The following is an 18,769-nucleotide window of genomic DNA, read 5'->3' as shown; positions in this document are numbered from 1 at the left end:
AAAGAGCTTTAATTACCCAAAAAGCTGATGGCTTGTATGTAACACTAACACTTGAAGATAAATCAGTTCCTAGCCTAACTGTAGATATTCAACCAACAGAAGAAAACAGTTTAGGTATTGATAGTGGTTTAGAGTTTTTTGTTGCTTGCAGTGATTTAACTGCTGTTAAACTCCCTAAATTCTATCGCCAATCCGAAGATAAATTAGCTAAACTTCAATCAAAAAGAGATCGTAGAAAATTAGGGTCTAAAGCCAGAAGAAAGCTCAACCAAAAAGTAGCGAAACTTCATCAAAAGATCGCAAGGCAACGTAAACAATGGCACTATGAAATTGCTAATCAACTCTTAGATAAAGCTGATGTCTTATTTGTTGAAGACTTAAAGGTATCCAATATGTCTAGGCGAAATCAACCTAAGCAGGGAGAAAATGGAACATTTCTACCTAATGGACAATCAGCTAAATCTGGGTTAAACAAAAGTTTTGCTGATGCTGGTATCTCTGGATTTCTTAGCGAGATACTTCCTGGCAAAGCTGAAAAAGCTGGCAAGAAAGTAGTTAAAGTCAATCCAAAAGGTACATCTCAACATTGTGCAATTTGTCTTAATCGTGTTCCTAAAGAATTATCAGATCGTTGGCATTCTTGCGCTTGTGGTGCATCAATGTCAAGAGACATTAATTCGGCAATATTAATAAAAAAAGTGGGGTTGGGCGTTCGCCTCACTATAAAACGCAAATCTTCTGATAATAAGAAGAGGAGAAGCCAGCGTTCTGTTGCCTAAGCAACGAACGTCTGGAGTACGTCACTAAAGAACGATAGATACTGTATTGTCCAATCGTTTTTTCCAGTTCTGTCATCAAGGATGGACTTCGGAAAACTTTGATCTCTACTACAATTTTACGATTTTGTTTTTCAGCAGCCAAGGCTTTTTCGGCTCCCAAGTCTGCATACAGTCGGATTCCTTTGTATTCAATTGTGAAGGGGTCATCGGTGATCGTCCAACCGTCCTTGATTAAAGCCGTTTTCACAACATTATGATAGAAGTCATACTGTGGCATTTTTCAACTTTATCATTTTTGACCCGTCAACACAGAGAATAGCCGTGTTGAAATTTTAAATGATTTTTTGCGGGTTTTCCTATCGCCTTACTTTTATTTCCTCCTTTCAGGGGGGAACTGAGGGGGGTCAAACTTAGAAAAACCTCTCCCCCAACCCCTCTCCTACGAGGCGAGGGGAGTGAATTTTCTTCCCTCCTTGTAGGGGGGACTGAGGGCAGGGCCGTTTCGTTGCCCGAAAACTTGATTTGTGGGGAGGTGGGGAGGTAGGGAGGTAGGGAGGTAGGGAGGATTTTTATTAATAAAAAGCTATTTTTCCTCGGAAAAAACTCCTCTCCCCATCACCCCCTTCGGGTTCGCCACTCCCCTCAACGCGGGGAACCCGCGCACGGGGGTGGACTCACCATCACCCTTTCACCCCATCAACCCCGGCAATTTTTAACTTAGAATGAAACAGCCCTGGGGACTGAGGGGGGTTAACTTTCTTCCCTCCTTTCAAGCGGGACTGAGGGGGGTCAAAACTGCATAACTCAACACCCCTCAGACATAAGTGATAATGAACTTGGCGTGACTATCTACCCGATGAAGCGAACTACCCTCAACCCCTTCCTCTGGCTAACCGTTTTCGTTGGATGTTCGGGACTGTTAACAACAACACCTCAACCCGTTCGCGGACAGACCAATTCTGCTGAAATAGTTCAACAGTCGGATGAACTCGAAGAAGCCGAACGACTCAACCAACAAGTTATTCAACTCCGTCAACAAGGCAAATATAACGAAGCCATACCTCTAGCAGAACAAGTTCTAGAAATACGAGAGAGAATTTTAGGAGAAAACCATCCCGATGTCGCCACCAGCCTCAACAACTTAGCATTACTCTACAGTGACCAAGGACGCTACGATGAAGCCGAACTCCTCTATCAACGTTCCTTAGCTATCGATGAGAAAGCCCTCGGAGAAAACCATCCTTCGGTCGCTACCAGCCTCAACAACTTGGCAGCACTCTACGACTCCCAAGGACGCTACAGTGAAGCCGAACCCCTCTATCAACGTTCCTTAGCGATTCGGGAGAAAGCTTTGGGAAAAGACCATTCCCTTGTCGCACTCAGCCTCAACAACTTGGCATCACTCTACAACTCCCAAGGACGCTACGATGAAGCCGAACCCCTCCACCAACGTTCCTTAGCGATTCGCGAGAAAGCTTTGGGAGAAAACCATCCCTCAGTTGCCACCAGCCTCAACAACTTAGCATCACTCTACCGTTCCCAAGGACGCTACAGTGAGGCCGAACCCCTCCACCAACGTTCCTTAGCGATTCGCGAGAAAGCCTTGGGAGAAAATCATCCTTCGGTTGCACAAAGCCTCAACAACTTAGCAAACCTCTACGACTCCCAAGGACGCTACGATGAAGCTGAACCCCTCATCCAACGTTCTTTAGCGATTTGGGAGAAAGCTTTGGGGGAAAACCATCCCCTTGTCGCTACCAGCCTCAACAACTTAGCAAACCTCTACGACTCCCAAGGACGCTACGATGAAGCTGAACCCCTCATCCAACGTTCCTTAGCGATTCGCGAGAAAGCTTTGGGGGAAAACCATCCCCTTGTCGCTACCAGCCTCAACAACTTAGCAAACCTCTACGACTCCCAAGGACGCTACGATGAAGCTGAACCCCTCATCCAACGTTCCTTAGCGATTCGCGAGAAAGCTTTGGGAGAAAGTCATCCCGATGTTGCCCTCAGCCTCAACAACTTGGCAAACCTCTACAACTCCCAAGGACGCTACGATGAAGCCGAACCCCTCCTCCAACGTTCTTTAGCGATTTGGGAGAAAGCTTTGGGGGAAAACCATCCCCTTGTCGCTACCAGCCTCAACAACTTAGCAAACCTCTACGACTCCCAAGGACGCTACGATGAAGCTGAACCCCTCATCCAACGTTCCTTAGCTATCTATGAGAAAGCCTTGGGAGAAAACCATCCCGATGTTGCCCTCAGCCTCAACAACTTAGCATCACTCTACCGTTCCCAAGGACGCTACGATGAAGCCGAACCCCTCTACCAACGTTCCTTAGCCATTAGTGAAAAAGCCTTGGGAGAAAACCATCCTTCGGTCGCTACCAGCCTCAACAACTTGGCAGCACTCTACGACTCCCAAGGACGCTACAGTGAAGCCGAACCCCTCCACCAACGTTCCTTAGCGATTCGCGAGAAAGCCTTGGGAGAAAACCATCCTTCGGTTGCACTCAGCCTCAACAACTTGGCATTACTCTACAGTGACCAAGGACGCTACGATGAAGCCGAACCCCTTTATCAACGTTCTTTAGCGATTCTGGAGAAAGCCTTGGGAGAAAACCATCCCGATGTCGCTACCAGCCTCAACAACTTAGCATCACTCTACTACTCCCAAGGAAATACAACTCAAGCGATAAACTTTCTCAGTCGAGGACTAGACGTTGAGGAACAAAACCTGAATGTTCTCCTCGCAACAGGTTCGGAACGTCAGAAACAAGACTCGATGAAAATGATTTCTAATACAACTGATGCTGTTGTTTCTCTGCATATTAAAGATGCACCGAACAACTCAGAAGCGGCACGTTTAGCCCTCACAACTATTCTCCGTCGCAAAGGTCGGATTTTGGATGTAATGACTGATAACTTACAACTATTGCGAGAAAATATCACGCCTGAAAATCAACAATTTCTCGATGAATTAGCAACGGTTAGAACTCAACTGGCGACTCTGATTTACAACAAACCTGAAAATCTCTCCGAAGAACAATACCGTCAACAAGTTACAAATTTGAGAGAAAAATCAGACCAACTCGAAGCGGAACTTTCTCGCCGTAGTGCCGAATTTAGAACCCTTTCTGAACCTGTTACGATTGAAGCGGTACAACAGTTGATTCCTGAAGATGCGGCGTTAGTTGAATTTGTGTTTTATAAGCCTTATGATGCTAAAGCGAGTACAACAGACAAATGGGAAACACCTCATTATGCGGCTTATATTCTTAAATCTGACGGTGAACCGCAATGGGTTGATTTAGGGGAAGTTGAACAGATTCATCGAGCGGCTTTCTTTAGATTTAGTCTAGATATTAAAGACAAAAAAGATGCTTTAATCGGAAATACCAATGACGTTAAACAAACTGCACGCCAACTTGATGAACTGTTAATGCAACCGATTCGAGAAAAGTTAGGCGATATTAATCATATTATCATTTCACCCGATGCTCAGTTAAATTTGATTCCCTTTGCGGCGTTGGTTGATGAAAATAATCGGTATTTGATAGAAACTTATAAAATTACTTATCTAACGACGGGACGGGATTTAATTCGTTTCCAACTCGAATATTCTCACAAACAAGCACCTGTTATTGTTGCTAACCCAGATTATGATAAACCGGGTGAACCGACAACGGTTGCTGTTTCCAATACTCGCGGAAGCAATCAACTTTCTAGAGGGGTTGAGATGAGTTTTGGGGCGTTACCGGGAACTGCTGAAGAAGCAAGGGTAATTGCACCTTTATTGTCTGATGTGACATTATTTACTGAGTCTCAAGCGACAGAAAATGCGGTTAAACAGTTACAAGCCCCGAATATTTTACATATTGCAACTCATGGCTTTTTCTTAAAAAATCTCCCGAGAGTTGAACCAGATAATACTTTTGGTTTGATCTCAGAAAACACTCAACAAAATACTCCAATTCAAGAAAATCCTTTGCTGCGTTCCGGTTTGGCGTTGGCGGGTTTTAACCCCCGTGAAAGCGGTAAAGATGATGGGGTATTAACGGCTTTGGAAGTGGCAAATTTAAAGCTACGCGGGACTAAATTAGTTGTATTATCCGCTTGCGAAACGGGGTTAGGAGAAATAGAAAATGGTGAGGGAGTTTATGGTTTACGTCGGGCGTTTACGTTGGCGGGTGCGGAAAGTTTATTGATGAGTTTGTGGACGGTTAGCGATGAAGGAACGAAGGAATTAATGATTAAATATTATCAACGGTTATTGCAAAATCAAGGACGTTCAGAAGCTTGGCGTCAAACACAATTAGAAATGTTAAATTCTCAAGAATATCAACACCCTTATTTTTGGGCGGCGTTTGTTCCCGTTGGAGAGTGGACACCGATGGAATTTTGAAATATTATTTGATTTGTCAACTACTTCCCTCTCTTCTTTTAGATGAAATTTTAAAAATAATACTACCTCCCTATCTCCCCACCTCCCTAACTCCCCACCTCCCCATCTCCCCAACTCCGGTCCCTCCCCATCTCCCCATCTCCCCATCTCCCCATCTCCCCATCTCCCCAACTCCGGTCCCTCCCCATCTCCCCATCTCCCCATCTCCCCATCTCCCCAACTCCGGTCCCTCCCCATCTCCCCATCTCCCCATCTCCCCATCTCCCCATCTCCCCAACTCCGGTCCCTCCCCATCTCCCCATCTCCCCATCTCCCCATCTCCCCAACTCCGGTCCCTCCCCAACTCCGGTCCCTCCCCATCTCCCCATCTCCCCATCTCCCCATCTCCCCATCTCCCCATCTCCCCATCTCCCCATCTCCCCATCTCCCCATCTCCCGACCTCCCTATCTCCCCATCAATCAACTGTTATCCGGATATCTCGAAAGAAAGGGATTTCGCCTGCGGATGTCAATTCGGTGCCATGATTGACTCATCCTGACCGAGAAAATTTGGCTAGGAAATAAAGAGTATGAATGTTCTCTTATTCTTGATTAGCACATGATTGGTGTGTAAACAAGATACAGGATTTGTTTGAATGGCTTATCAAAACTGATGTGATTTCACTTTATTATTTTAATGTCGCATGACTGCGCTCACAATTGCGTCTTCTAACGGGTCAGGAGTGAATCAGCAAGTTTTTCTCCGTTTGAAACGAGCATTGCTATTAAATCTACGACGTCAAATTTTAATTGCCGTCTGTGATGATTTGCAGTTGCGTCAAACGATGATCACTCGCTTACAAGCAGAGTTTTCTAAACGACAAACCCCTAAAAACAGTTCAACTTCCACTCCAAAAAAGAACAAGGTTCGTTCATCCTCTTTTACAAACTGGGTAACTTTAACGGTAGATTTAGATGAACCGAATCTGATCACTCAAATTGAACAGTGGTTCGCAGAAAATAGTTCTGAACAGTCTAGCGTGTCTGGGTATAGTGTGGGTTTTCAGGTTTTAGGCGTTGAACAATTAACGCGACAACCGGCTGCAATTCAATGGTCGTTTTTGCATCATCTCCGCAGCCTAGAAAGCCATCTTCCTGAGTTAGAGTTTAGCTTATTATTGTGGATTCCTTCGCCTTGGTTGCGTTGTATTGAACAGTCAGCCCCGGAATTTTGGCGGTGGCGAACCGGGGTATTTGAGTTTGCTGGAGAACCAACTCCGGTGACTGCAATTACTCAAGAGACTCAAGATTTAGGCAAAAATTCAGTTTCTCCACAAATTAAGCTTTTATCTGGGCGTCAGCCCGAAGAAACCGAATTTCTCGATCTCGATGAGCGTTCTCAAACTCAAGAAGATAGCAAATCCTCTGAAAATGTTGCCTCAGCCGATGTTAAATCGCCTTCAGTGGCTCCGCAAAAGCCGAAACAGGAAACCTCACATCCACCCAAAATAAAGCCGCCTAAAACGGCAAAGAAGCCGCTAGATTTGACTCAAACCCTACACAAAGTCAAGCAAATTCAGCAAACGACAACTTCTCCCAAACAACTCACCCGGGCTTACCGGATTTTAATCGCACGGGTTCGTCAACAGATGCAAGCGGGATTAACCTCTACCGAACAGATTCAGCTTGTGATCGAAGTTTATGAAACGGGATGGCAACAGTTAGAAGATGCAACTCGTCCGATTTTAAATACTTCAGAAATTGTGGATTGGCTCAATGATCTTGGAACGCTGTATTGGATGCGTTTCCATCAGGAAAAGTTAACCTCTGCGATCGCCGAAATACTCCCCCATCTAGAACAGAGTATCATTTTCTATCAAAAAGCGTTAATGTACGCCAATCCGGAGAAACAAGCATCAACAATTGCTAGACTGCAAAAAAATTTAGGTGCTGCTTACGCTGATTTAGCCAGAATTCGAGAGCCAGTTGAGAATTTACAACAATCTATTAATGCTTATTGTGAGGCTATTTATTATTTTCAAGTTGTCATTTCCAAAGCGTCTGAGTTAGAGTGGCAAAATCAGACAATAGCTCAACAGAGAGCTTTGAGTTATGCTGCAACTCAGAATAATTTGGGTACAGTCTACTGGAATTTGGCTCAACATACTCAGCCAAGTCAACATCTCAAAGCGGCAATTTCCGCTTATACTCAAGCAGGGCGTTATTACTCTGCTGACCAGTATCCGCGAGAGTTGGCAATGATTCAGGCTAATATCGGTACAGCCTACTGGAATTTAGCCCAGCACGAACCCGATGATCAGTGGTTGCATCATGCGATTAAAGCCTATGAAAATTCGTTGAAATATCGCACCCCAAAAACTGATGTGGCCTCTTGTGCTGCAACTCGCAATAACCTGGGAATTGCCTATTGGCATTTAGCCAATCGACATCAAGACTCAGAAGTTCGTGCTAGATTTCTACAAAAGGCGATTACATCTTATGAAGTGGCGTTAACTTTGGTCGAACAGTTGAGTCCCACTCAGCTTAATTTTGACCCCTTAGCCACTCACAATAACCTGGGACTTGCTCACTATCAACTCGGAAAAGATCAGTATCTAGCCCTGAGTCAAACAGAGCGAGTCACTCATTTAGAAACAGCTTTACGGCATCATTTGCAAGCGGGGTGTCAGCAACTTCTGCCAGTCGCCTCTGCCAAAGCCGTCAAGCCAGGACGTGAGAAAATTGCTCTAGGTCATGTCATCCGAACAATTCGGGCGATTTACAATCAATCCGGTTTACCGGGACAAAATCGAGCGCTTTCTCAGGTTCCCGCGAGTTTACTCTCAGAAATATTACGCTCTCTGTAACACAATGCAACTAAATCGATAAATCTCTAGGTGTAAACCCGAGTTTTACATTAACATTGAGATGATTGATTTACTCTTGCTCTATCTTCAGCTCAACCGAAGTGGTTATGGCTTCTGCAAAGATTCTTGTGGTTGATGACGACCCAGCAATCCGAAATTTAATTGCTCGCTATCTAAGTCAACAAGACTACGAAGTTGAATCGGCAAAAGATGGTGAGACGGCGCTGGAATGTTTTGATCAATTTAGTCCGGATTTGGTGGTACTCGATGTCAATCTTCCTGATACAACTGGTTTTATTCTGTGTCAGGAAATGCAAAGTCGTACCAGTGTGTTTATTTTATTGCTGACCAGCTTGACGGGTGAAGCCGATAAGATCAAAGGCTTTGATAAGGGCGCTGATGATTATATTACTAAGCCTTTTGGTTTAGCCGAACTCGGTGCGCGTGTACGGGCGATTTTGAAACGTCAACGTAGTGTCGCCGACAGCGAACCCCGTAGTTTAGTTTATGGCGATTTGCTGATTGATCCGTCTCGTCGTGAAGTCTACATTGATGATAAGTTGATCCCGTTAAGTGCCTTAGAGTTTGATTTACTGTATTGTTTGGCCAGTAAACCGGGTCGAGCGTGGCGACGGTCTGAACTCTTACAAGAGGTTTGGGACTATGATTACGAGGGAGAACAGCGAGTCGTTGATGTTCATATCGGCCAGATTCGCAAAAAGGTGGAACCAGATGTGAATAAACCTGTACTGATCAAAACCATTCGCGGCGTGGGTTATATGTTTGATCGGCGAGTCAAGGAAAGATAGGTATTGAGGGAATTTCACCCTCTCTCAACCCTATCTCTATTGACCCAAAAAACTGAGAATTTCGTTAGCTTGTCCGATAGAACGACGCACACAATCTCCCAACGCTACACCGTCGATATAGTTGCTACACAGATATAACCCCGGCATTGCCTCTAGACCCTCATTAACGTGTTGTAACCGTTGTTGGTGTCCGAGATTGTATTGAGGGATAGCACGTTTCCACAGATGCACGGCTAGCACTTTGGGAGAGATATCTTCTTTGAGTAAAATGTGACGCAAATCTTGATGAACCGCCTCAACAATTTGATCATCTTCTAACTCTCCAATTTCTGGATCCGTCGCTCCGCCAATATAACTGGTGAGGACTTGCCAGCCTTGGGGGGCGCGACCAGGAAATAAACTCGATGTCCAAATCGTGCCTAACGTCCGAATCCCTTGTCCTCGGGGAACTAAATTGCCAAATCCGGTTAATTTCTGCTTTAAAGCTGAAACGGGATAGGCTAAAACGACGCAAGCCACCGGGGGATAGGGAATTTCAGTTAACGTTTGACTGACTTGGAGTTGCAACGGTTTGAGAATTTCTGCTGTGACATAGGCCGGAGTCGTCAACACCACCGTTCGAGTTTCTACCTGTTGAACCCCTTCTGGAGTCGAAAATTCAGCCCGATAGGTTTGGTTTTCAGTCCGTTCGAGACGGGTGAGTTGCCAGTTTAATTTGAGTTGATCGCCTAACTGTTTGGCGATCGCATTGGGTAAGGCTCCAATCCCCTGACGAAAAGACCCCAACTCTCCCCGTTTAGTTTGGGGAATAGACGGGTCGGCAGGCGATCGCGGAGATTTGTTCTGACGACGCGATAAAACCGCTCCAGCAACCAATCCACCGCCACTGTAAGCCATACGTGCGACTCGGGCAAAAGCCGAGCTAATTTCGAGTTGCTGGGGATCGCCTGCATAAACACCAGAAACAAAGGGTTCAACCAGTCGCTTGAGAACTTCTGAACCCAAATGACGCTCAAAAAACTGCGAGATCGTTTCTTCCCCATTTTGTTGACTTAACGATTCTCCCATCGCGGGTTGTACAAACCCCAATGCCCCCGTTAATGCTCGAAGTTTACCTCCAGGACTTAAGAGTTTTGTACTCAACAAAGCCGGAGGACTCATCGGCACAGGCATGAGTTGACCATTCCAGTAAACGTACCGAGGTAACTTGCGATCGGCAAAGACTAGCTCAGGCTTAAGACCTACTTCTACCGCTAACTTCAGTAACTCAGGGGTTGGAGAAAAACTATTGGGGCCTTCTTCCCAAAGAAATTCTCCTTCGGATACTGTGGTTATATTTCCTCCTACCCGTCCTTGATGCTCGCTGACAAGAATGTTGAGAGGCAATTGATGATCTTGGTTCTGATGGAGAGCATGAGCTAACGCCAGGCCGCTAATGCCTGCACCGACGATTAAACTATCGAGTACGTGAGTCATAAAACATTGAAATTTGCAATGAGGGCATGGGGCGTAAGAATGGATGTAATATTACATCTCGCCAATAACCATTGTCTTACAGGGGGGGATCTCCCTCAAGATTGAAATAAAGTTTCTAGGTAGATACGGGCGGCTTGACGATGGTTCTGTTCGGCTTCTGGGGTTTGATCACTACCATTTTGTAACAAAAATAGTGACAAAGCCGCAGCAAACACCCGATCTTGATCCCAATCCGGATGGCTATCGAGATAGCCCTGGAGGGATTCGTGCAAGATTTCAGGAATTTCCGCCAGGATACTTACACTGGTGTTCATATAGCTACTCTTAAGGTGATATACACAATACCTATTTTTTGAGATTTTGGGGGTGGGACTGCCCTACAGCCTTTCCTCTAAAATCTAGAAATCGGTAGTCGATATTGTGTGCTAGAAGGGGGTAGGGTTGTCAATGTTGAGAACTGTTACAACCTGGGGACTCCTCCCATATTGTTTACGGAATAATCAGGCTTTTAGTCTAGTTTTTGTTACAAAACTTTAAATTAAAACCGAAGTCTGAGCGGCTTTGTGTCGGCGATCGCAAAATCCCCAATCGGGCAGTCAGATCCTCTAATATCGTTATTGCTTGTGGAAAAGTGTATCTCATCTGTGGAAAACACGGTCTTAGTTTGTGGAACATCTGTGGAATCTATGGGAAAAATCCCCCTGAAAGATAAGAATTTTGAAGTTTCACCTCGACAAAAATTAATTTTAACTTTGGGGAACTTTTGAGAGAGCGATTTAGTCGCACAGAGCAGTACGGGAAATGAATATTTTGGGATTCACTGACGACAAACAAGCGTTGAGATCAACCCCATCAGGGCGAGGAGCAGGGGAGAGATGTAATCTAGTATACGATTTGCGTTACTTTGAGTTGCTTCAAGGTATTTTCTGAATGTGATACAATCAAAAAACGCGAAAACCAAGCGATTAAAGCATTTAAGGCTTGACATCCCAGAGAATTCTTGTCTAGTGGGCAGCCTGTAAAAAGGTAACCGAGTAAAGCCATCAGTTTTAAATTTCCTGAAAATAGTGGAGTAGAGATCCAAAGTTTTCATTGAAAACTCAATAATAGGTTGGGTTCCAGCCGATTTTCAGCCTGTGGACAGGGTGCTGCCGACAGTCCTGGTTTGAAACAGGAAGCAAACAGTGCAAAAGTGTTGTAATGCGACGTTTTGTACAGGTTTTGTAGAACAGTTGCTCAGAATTTTTTCAGAAGGTTTTAGTCAGCACCCCGCTCTAAAGAGACGGGGCATCATGCTTCTCTTTTTAGGTAGCTAGTACCCGCCTAAGTCCCTTGAGGGCTACGTTATCGGCAAGAGTTAACGTTCCGACCCGGAGATGCGTGGCCAGTCTCCGGCTCTAGAACCACAGCATTAAACAGTCCTACGAGGGGTAAGACAGTGTGTTGTCGAAAGTACCGACCGATAACATTGGCGAGGCAAACATTACCCCAGAAATGGGTGTTGGGGGCAACCATACCCCCATTAATTTTTTTACAGGCGGTTAAAACCGCTCGTGTCGAGTTTCCTCCCCGGTCTAAAGACACGGGGCTTCCACTCTACCGGACTATTTCCCGTGAAATATTCCTCAGATTTTCTAGGAATGTTACAAAGCGAACACTTTACTCTTGATCAATCGATCCAAAACCCTAAATTTTTAGGTGAGATCTTGTGAAACCGAGCAACTCCATTTAAGCTGAAAATCAGATCTCGTCATAATGGGTAAAACCGAAGGCGAGTCTGTCTGTAAAATCAGAAATCAAATGATCTGCCTTGAGAGCCAGGGTAGTTGCCGGGTCAAGTCTTCGGGCTTGTAGCAGGGAGTAGCCAGGAAACTGAGCAAAACCTGTGGACGCTAAGTCAAGCCAACAGTAACGTTGTTGCGCTCAGGCCTTAGCGGTTGAAACCGGAAGCCGACAACCTAATTTTTGATTGGGTGTAGGTAGTTCATGATTTAACGCAAATAACAATCAATTCCAACGAATCGGTTGACAATGAAAAGACCAAGTTTCAAACGGTTCCGTCCGGGATTAGTTCTAGGCGCAATCGCGAGTGTGGTGATGAGTGGCCCGAGTGCCATAGCTGCGGATCGAGTCGTTTTAACCTACGGCCCGTTCCAAGCCCCAATTCGAGTTCGAGATCTCGAAGAATTTGCGGAGACGGGCGAAAAAACCAAAACGATCGGCCAGATTGTTGGTCGTTCCGGGATCGACGAAGAGACTTTACGGGGTCTAATGACTCTCGAAGTGGGCTTTGATCTGGTTCCTTTTTCCTGTTTGATCTGTAGTCCGACAGGCATGGAAATTGTCGAAGATATTGCTTTGACTTTGCGAACCCATCGCCGTGTAGAAAACTCCCACGCCATACACGCGGCTTTAATTAATGCCGTTAGTGATGATGGCAAAATCTCTTTCCTGGACTTAATCAAGAAGTATCCTGTTCCTGGATTATACGTTGATGTCGCCAACATTCCAGAGACAGTTGAAAAAATTCAGGGTTTAGCAACTGATTTAGAATCATTGCTGAGAACAGCATCTCGTTATAGCAAGTCGGGATGTTCCTTGCAAGAGATCAGTCTACCGGGGCCTGCACCGTTGCAAGCACCGCGTCCTCCTGCGCCTCCGGTACCCCCACCACCCGCACCGCGTCCGGTTGCTCCTCCACCTCCAGTTCGAGGATTGTGGTAATCAGATTCATTCTGAGGGGCTAATTCTGATTAACAAGAATGCCATCGCTGTTGACGGGCGGTGGCATTACAGTAATTAATTATCAATCTTCTACTGCGATCGCGGCCAAGGAATAGCAGATTGTCCGGCTAATTTTTGGGCGACAACTTGCGCCCCATAGCGGTTTAAATGACTCGGATCAACGAAGTATTCATACCGGGTTAAAGCAGCTTCAGACAGATCAATAAAAATAAATCCATACTCTTGAGAAAGTCGCTGCATATTGTTTTGAAATTCCTGTTCAGCCCACCAGCGATAGGAATCTAAATAGTCATCGGTAAGCGGTAAATTAACAAAAACCAGTGGAATATTTTGAGTCTTCACGTACCCGATCACTGAACTGAATGCCCTCGCCTGTTCTCCAGCTAAATTGAAAGCGCGATAATCTCCATCATAGCGACCTGAAACATAGGGACGTTGCTGATAGTAAGTATAGGGATTATAACGACTAGGTGCAGACAAAAAACCATTAGCATCTATGGTGGTATTCAGTGAAATTAATGTTGCAGAAGTCTGTTCAGAGGGACGATAAAAAAGAGGACTAACCTGTGGGGATGTAGCAGAATTAAATGCAACTGGAGAAAACGATTTTAAGTTAGCATTTTTCAGTGAAAAATCTTGGTCAAAAATCTGCTGATCTTGATGAGCTTGAGGGAGAACCCATTTCGGTTTAGCACTACAAGATTGCGGCAATTGATAACAAGTTTGTGTGTTATCTGATTGAGTTGAGGTCAATTGAGGACGAACACCCGAAGCTAAACGTTTGTGTCCTTCTGAAGCGATAATCGATTGATAGGTGCGGTCAATTCGACCACTATTGAGCGCCCTGACTCCATCAGCCCAAACAATCATTTTGGGGAGTTGATTAGGTGTTAATAGGTCTGTTAAAACATAGTCTACAACTTGAGCGGTTGCGCCATTGACTCCAAAGTTAAAAATCTTTAAGCCTTGATACCCTTTTGCGGCTAAAGCTTGTTTCATTTCCCTCGGATCAATCCCTTGCAAAGCACGAGAACTGCCAACAATTAAAATATCAGGTTTCCCAACAGTGCTGAGATAAGACAGATAAAGTTGCAATTGTTCATCGAGGAGTTCGCTATCAAAACTCGGAAACTGACTCGTCATTTGAGTTTTTGCGGCTTGCTGTTGGGAATAGGTTAAATTTCGCATATATTCAACCACTTTTTTCTCCGCAAAAGCCCGTTTAGGACTATTGGGAGGAACCGCTTGCATCCAAGCCACCGCCTGAACCCAGTTCCGGGCAACTTCATCCCATTGTTGCTTTGTTTTTGCGGTTTGGGCTAAATTCGAGCCTCTGAGTGCAAATCGAACTGATTCATCAAACGGACTTTGTTCTGTACAAGCGTTTGATTTCGCAATCGTTTCAATTTGAGAATTTTGAGTAGAATTTGACGAATTTTCCGGGTTGACAATTGCTACATTTTGAGTAGTCTGTTCCGCAAGCAAAGATGCTGAAGGGGTACTGTTAACTTGTTTCTGCTGAAAATTAAACAATGTTACCGCCAACAGCAATGCGGCGACAATCCAACCCAAAAACTTTGATTGTTTCAGACGACGAAATAGACTCATGGAAACCTCCAATTGGATATTCCATCTTTTTATCGGAAAGTGAAGACTCTAGGTGTCCAATGCTTTATTATAGAGTCTGTTGTTTCAATTGATCGGATCTTAAGAATAATTTTTTATCAAATTATTTTAATCTATCATTCCTGATATGATAACTATAATTAATCTGATAGATGACTTTAGATGTATATATAGTCTTGATTTTTCATTTCAGATACACTGCCACTCATCCCCCGGAGTTAACAGCTTCAACGGCACCTTCGGCTTCATGTACTATCGTTCTCAAATCCTCTAGCATTGCCTGATTTGACGCTTGCCACAAACCCCGTTGATTGGCTTCTAACAAACGTTCAGCCATATCTCGCAACGCCCAAGGATTTTTTTCTTGGATAAATTTCTGTACCGTTTTATCCAACAAATAAGCTTTAGCTACCCCTTCATACATAAAATCTTCCACACAGTTTGTCGTTGCATCATAGGCAAACAAATAATCTACCGTTGCCGCCATTTCAAACGCCCCTTTATACCCATGTCGCATCACTCCGGCTATCCATTTGGGATTAATTACCCGAGATCGATAAACTTTGGCAATTTCCTCTTTTAATTGTCGCACTTTCGGACGTTCCGGTTGAGCATTATCACCAAAATAAGTATGTGGATTTTTCCCGGTAATTGCCCGAACAGACGCCGTTAAACCGCCTTGAAATTGATAATAATCATCCGAGTCTAATATATCATGTTCTCGGTTGTCTTGATTATGCAAAACAATCTGCATTTGTTGGAGACGATTTTTAAAGGCTTCCGGTGCCGAAACTCCCCCCAACTTACTCTGACTCGTCCCATTAGATTGACTTGTATAAGCGTAACTACTCCAGTTAATATAAGCCCTAGCTAAATCCTGTTCATCCGTCCAATTTTGAGATGCAATTAACCCTTGTAAACCCGCCCCATAAGCACCGGGTTTGGAACCAAAAACACGATAACGAGAACGAATTTCAGCCTGTTCTTTGGTTAATCCTGTTGTCATTAAAACTTCTGTTTCTTGCTGAACTTGTGCGGCTAAAGGATTTAATTCTGGAGGTTCATCGAGTTGAGAAACCGCCACAACTGCTTGATCAAATAAATCAATTAAATTCGGAAACGCATCTCGGAAAAAACCGGAAATTCTTAACGTCACATCAACACGCGGACGCCCCAAAATAGAAATAGGTAAAATCTCAAAATCAACGACTCGACGAGAAGGCCCATCCCACACGGGTTGAACCCCTAATAACGCCAACGCCTCCGCCATATCATCGCCTCCGGTTCTCATCGTAGAAGTTCCCCAAACAGACAGTCCTAATGTTTGTGGATATTCACCATTTTCTTGAGTAAAACGTTCAATTAAAGCGTCTGCTGCGAGTTGACCCACTCTCCATGCTGTTTCTGTGGGAATAGCCCGAATATCAACTGAATAAAAGTTCCGTCCAGTGGGTAAAACATCAGGTCTTCCTCTTGTGGGCGCACCGGATGAACCACTGGGAATATATCGCCCTTCTAAGCCTTTTAATAAGTGAGTGATTTCTTGATGGGTTTTTTGCAGGTTCGGCAATAGTTTTTTCTCGATCCATTGTAACTCTTTTTGGGTTAATTGTCCAGTGTTTACTGTTTCCCCTGCGATGATTTTTTCAACTAAACTGGCTGCGTGGTTTTCTATCACCTCAACCGCATCGCCAACCGTGAGACAAACTTGATTTTGTAAAGTTAAGTTGGGGTTTAAAAATTCCGAAAAATCCGTTGTTAGGGGGTCAAATTCTAATTGCCAATCTTCAGCGATCGCCCGAGTTAGTCCTAAACGCTGAGAACTTGGATTTCGGGCAATTGACAGGATTAAATCTCTTAACTGTCGCCCAGTCGGACATTGCCCAAAAATATGTAAACCATCTCGAATTTGTGCTTCTTTGAGTTCACATAAATAACCATCAATTGTGTTTAAAGTTTGTGGATCGAGTTGATGTTCAGCCAAGCCCAAATCTTGGTTTAAATTTTCTGTTTTAATCAAATCTTGCAGACGATTTTTAATCATCGGTAGCCGAGATGGATCTAAACTTTGTGCTTCATAATATTCATCGACTAGCCCTTCTAACTGCTGTAATGATCCGTAGAGTTCAGCCCGAGTTAGAGGCGGTGTAAGATGATCTAAAATGACGGCTTGAGAACGACGTTTAGCCTGTGAACCTTCCCCCGGATCGTTAACAATAAAGGGGTATAAATGAGGCATAGCGCTGAGGGCAATTTCAGGGTAACAAGTTTCAGATAATCCCACACTTTTTCCCGGCAACCATTCCAAATTACCATGTTTTCCGACATGAATAATAGCATCAGCTTGAAATTGATATCGTAGCCAATAATAGAAGGCTAAATAGTCGGGAGTCGGTTCTAAATCTGGGGCATGATAGTTTAAACTGGGATCGCGATCATAGCCGCGACTGGGTTGAATTCCGACAAAAATATTATTCAGTTGAATTCCGGCAATTGGGAATAGTTTAGGATGAGAAGTTTCAGAGAAATCAGGCTTCCAGCGTTGACAAATTGCGGTTTGTATGGAACTTGGAAGTTGATCAAAATACTGTTGAAAATCTTCCCAATTTAATGACTGTTGAATAGTTCTTAGTTCTCGTCCTTCGGGATCATTGGTAATACCAGAAGTTAAGCGTTGAATGAGTTCTTCTCCGGTGTTAGGGAAGTTTTGAATATCGTATCCTGCTTGTTGCAATGCTGTGAAGATATGCACACAACTGGCGGGTGTGTCAAGCCCCACTCCATTAGCTAGTCGTCCATCTGCGGTGGGGTAGTTGGCGAGAATGATCGCAATACGTTTTTCTGTAGCTTTTTTTTGGCGTAATTTCACCCAATTTGCGGCGAGATCGGCTACAAATTGTATACGATTATTAACTGGAATATACCCAATTACATCGGTTTCTAACTGCGAATTCCAAGTTTCTACAGCTTTGAAGGAAACGGCGCGAGTAATAATACGTCCATCGACTTCGGGTAACGCGACATTCATCGCCACATCTCGGGGCGAAAGTCCTTGAAAATCGGCTTCCCATTGTTGAATGGTTTGACTGCTGAAAATGACTTGTAAAATGGGAATATCTAAGCTAAAAAGGGGAGAATTGACGGTAGAATCTTCGGAAATTGAAGCAATGGAAAAACTGGTTGTATTGAGAAGGATTTCAATCTGATTATTGCTGTTTTTTTGCAGTTCGGTGATTACTTCGGCTTGAACATCTGGATCACGCAAAGAGGAGACAAATACAGGGATTGGGTTTAAATTACGTTCGGTTAAAGCTTGACAAAGGGCTTCTATGGGGCGAACATTTCCAGAGAGATAATGGGCGCGATAAAAGAGTAAACCGACATGAGGATTCTCTGTTTTTTTTAGGGTTTGAGTTTGATAAATTCCGACACGAGGAACAGAAACGGGAGGCTGATAATTATGGGGTTGATTTAAACAAGTTTTAGCAATAAATAATAAAGCGTTTGTATAGTTCTCAATTCCGCCTTCGGTGAAATAATGCCAAAGTTGATTAACGGTTTTGAGAGAAACGGTTGAATGACTCATTAAGTCAGGATCGGGGCGATCATCTCCGGGAAGGATGATTAATTTTGCACCCGTTTTTTCTACTGTTTCTTCAACAACTTCTAAGCCATAATTCCAATAAGAACGTCCGCCTAAGAGTCGAATGATAATAACTTTTGCTTGAGTTAAAATATCCTCAGCATAAGTATCGATAGTTAACTGTTGTTGGAGTTGTAAAAGGTTAGCTACTCGGAGGGCGGGAAAATTCTTTGGAAGTTGATCAACTGCGGTAGCGAGGGTTTGAATATCGGTATCTGCTGCGGTTAAAAAAATAATCGGTGCAGGTGTTTGTTCGATGAAAATTACTCCTTCTGTGTCAGGAGTCCAGCCGCCCGGTGTTGCAGAAATTCGGTGCATTTATACTGTTCTCTATTGAAATAATTAGATTTTTTTGACCTGTCATTCTCAGCGGAGAAAAAAATATTTGATCTCCTTCATTTTAGTTAGGGTGACAGAAAAACACTGGTGACTGTAAGCTT

General features: G+C 44.1%; 11 protein-coding genes. 5 read left to right on the top strand and 6 right to left on the bottom strand.

Features of this window, described 5'->3' with window-relative positions; genetic code table 11:
• Positions 1–779 (top strand): RNA-guided endonuclease TnpB family protein (locus tag L8106_RS24040; protein WP_009787096.1); only part of this gene is annotated, 779 nt, incomplete at its 5' end.
• Here the strand turns inward: L8106_RS24040 and L8106_RS30995 are convergent.
• Positions 721–1,056 (bottom strand): element excision factor XisH family protein, encoded by a 336-nt coding sequence (locus L8106_RS30995; protein WP_083798472.1) that lies wholly within the window; start codon positions 1,054–1,056, stop codon positions 721–723. The two genes, L8106_RS24040 and L8106_RS30995, sit on opposite strands and share 59 nt — an antisense overlap.
• 579 nt (positions 1,057–1,635) lie before the next feature.
• On the opposite strand from L8106_RS30995, the gene L8106_RS24035 reads away from it, so the two are divergent.
• The 3 genes from L8106_RS24035 (at position 1,636) to L8106_RS24020 (ending at position 8,839) form a co-directional block, all read left to right on the top strand.
• Complete coding sequence (locus L8106_RS24035) at positions 1,636–5,184, top strand: CHAT domain-containing protein (RefSeq protein WP_009787094.1); 3,549 nt, start codon at positions 1,636–1,638, stop codon at positions 5,182–5,184.
• Positions 5,185–5,867: 683 nt separating this feature from the next.
• Positions 5,868–8,030, top strand: coding sequence for a tetratricopeptide repeat protein (locus L8106_RS24025; protein ID WP_009787092.1), 2,163 nt, complete (start codon positions 5,868–5,870; stop codon positions 8,028–8,030).
• Between the two features lie 107 nt (positions 8,031–8,137).
• Positions 8,138–8,839, top strand: a complete 702-nt coding sequence (locus L8106_RS24020) for a response regulator transcription factor (RefSeq protein WP_009787091.1) — start codon at positions 8,138–8,140, stop codon at positions 8,837–8,839.
• A gap of 36 nt (positions 8,840–8,875) precedes the next feature.
• On the opposite strand, the gene hemG is transcribed toward L8106_RS24020, so the two are convergent.
• From hemG to L8106_RS33200, 3 genes are all read right to left on the bottom strand, one after another.
• A complete protein-coding gene (gene hemG, locus L8106_RS24015; protein WP_009787090.1) occupies positions 8,876–10,315 on the bottom strand; it encodes a protoporphyrinogen oxidase in 1,440 nt (479 codons plus the stop codon).
• A gap of 95 nt (positions 10,316–10,410) precedes the next feature.
• Entirely contained in the window at positions 10,411–10,629 is a 219-nt protein-coding gene (locus tag L8106_RS24010; protein WP_009787089.1) for a DUF2811 domain-containing protein, read from the bottom strand.
• 1,030 nt (positions 10,630–11,659) lie between these two features.
• On the bottom strand, positions 11,660–11,899 hold the full coding sequence (locus L8106_RS33200) for a hypothetical protein (RefSeq protein ID WP_198012994.1): 240 nt from the start codon (positions 11,897–11,899) through the stop codon (positions 11,660–11,662).
• A gap of 447 nt (positions 11,900–12,346) precedes the next feature.
• Here L8106_RS33200 and L8106_RS24005 point away from each other — a divergent pair, with 447 nt between their 5' ends.
• Entirely contained in the window at positions 12,347–13,039 is a 693-nt protein-coding gene (locus L8106_RS24005; RefSeq protein ID WP_009787087.1) for an alpha/beta hydrolase, read from the top strand.
• Between the two features lie 90 nt (positions 13,040–13,129).
• Here the strand turns inward: L8106_RS24005 and L8106_RS24000 are convergent, their stop codons facing one another.
• On the bottom strand, positions 13,130–14,668 hold the full coding sequence (locus L8106_RS24000; RefSeq protein WP_009787086.1) for a hypothetical protein: 1,539 nt from the start codon (positions 14,666–14,668) through the stop codon (positions 13,130–13,132).
• 223 nt (positions 14,669–14,891) lie between these two features.
• Positions 14,892–18,647: a cobaltochelatase subunit CobN gene (gene cobN, locus L8106_RS23995; protein WP_009787085.1), complete on the bottom strand. Its 3,756-nt coding sequence runs from the start codon at positions 18,645–18,647 to the stop codon at positions 14,892–14,894.
• Positions 18,648–18,769 lie beyond the last annotated feature (122 nt).

The sequence above is a fragment of the Lyngbya sp. PCC 8106 genome, assembly GCF_000169095.1.
Lineage (GTDB): Bacteria > Cyanobacteriota > Cyanobacteriia > Cyanobacteriales > Microcoleaceae > Capilliphycus.
The sequence above is the reverse complement of the archived record's forward strand: the minus strand, read 5'-3'. Positions and strand labels throughout refer to the sequence as shown.

Excerpts from the sequence above, each read along its gene's own strand:
- cobN (WP_009787085.1), bottom strand. The coding sequence starts at position 18,647 with ATGCACCGAATTTCTGCAACACCGGGCGGCTGGACTCCTGACACAGAA.
- L8106_RS24025 (WP_009787092.1), top strand. The coding sequence starts at position 5,868 with ATGACTGCGCTCACAATTGCGTCTTCTAACGGGTCAGGAGTGAATCAG.
- hemG (WP_009787090.1), bottom strand. The coding sequence starts at position 10,315 with ATGACTCACGTACTCGATAGTTTAATCGTCGGTGCAGGCATTAGCGGC.
- L8106_RS24000 (WP_009787086.1), bottom strand. The coding sequence starts at position 14,668 with ATGAGTCTATTTCGTCGTCTGAAACAATCAAAGTTTTTGGGTTGGATT.
- L8106_RS24035 (WP_009787094.1), top strand. The coding sequence starts at position 1,636 with ATGAAGCGAACTACCCTCAACCCCTTCCTCTGGCTAACCGTTTTCGTT.
- L8106_RS24010 (WP_009787089.1), bottom strand. The coding sequence starts at position 10,629 with ATGAACACCAGTGTAAGTATCCTGGCGGAAATTCCTGAAATCTTGCAC.
- L8106_RS24020 (WP_009787091.1), top strand. The coding sequence starts at position 8,138 with ATGGCTTCTGCAAAGATTCTTGTGGTTGATGACGACCCAGCAATCCGA.
- L8106_RS24005 (WP_009787087.1), top strand. The coding sequence starts at position 12,347 with ATGAAAAGACCAAGTTTCAAACGGTTCCGTCCGGGATTAGTTCTAGGC.
- L8106_RS30995 (WP_083798472.1), bottom strand. The coding sequence starts at position 1,056 with ATGCCACAGTATGACTTCTATCATAATGTTGTGAAAACGGCTTTAATC.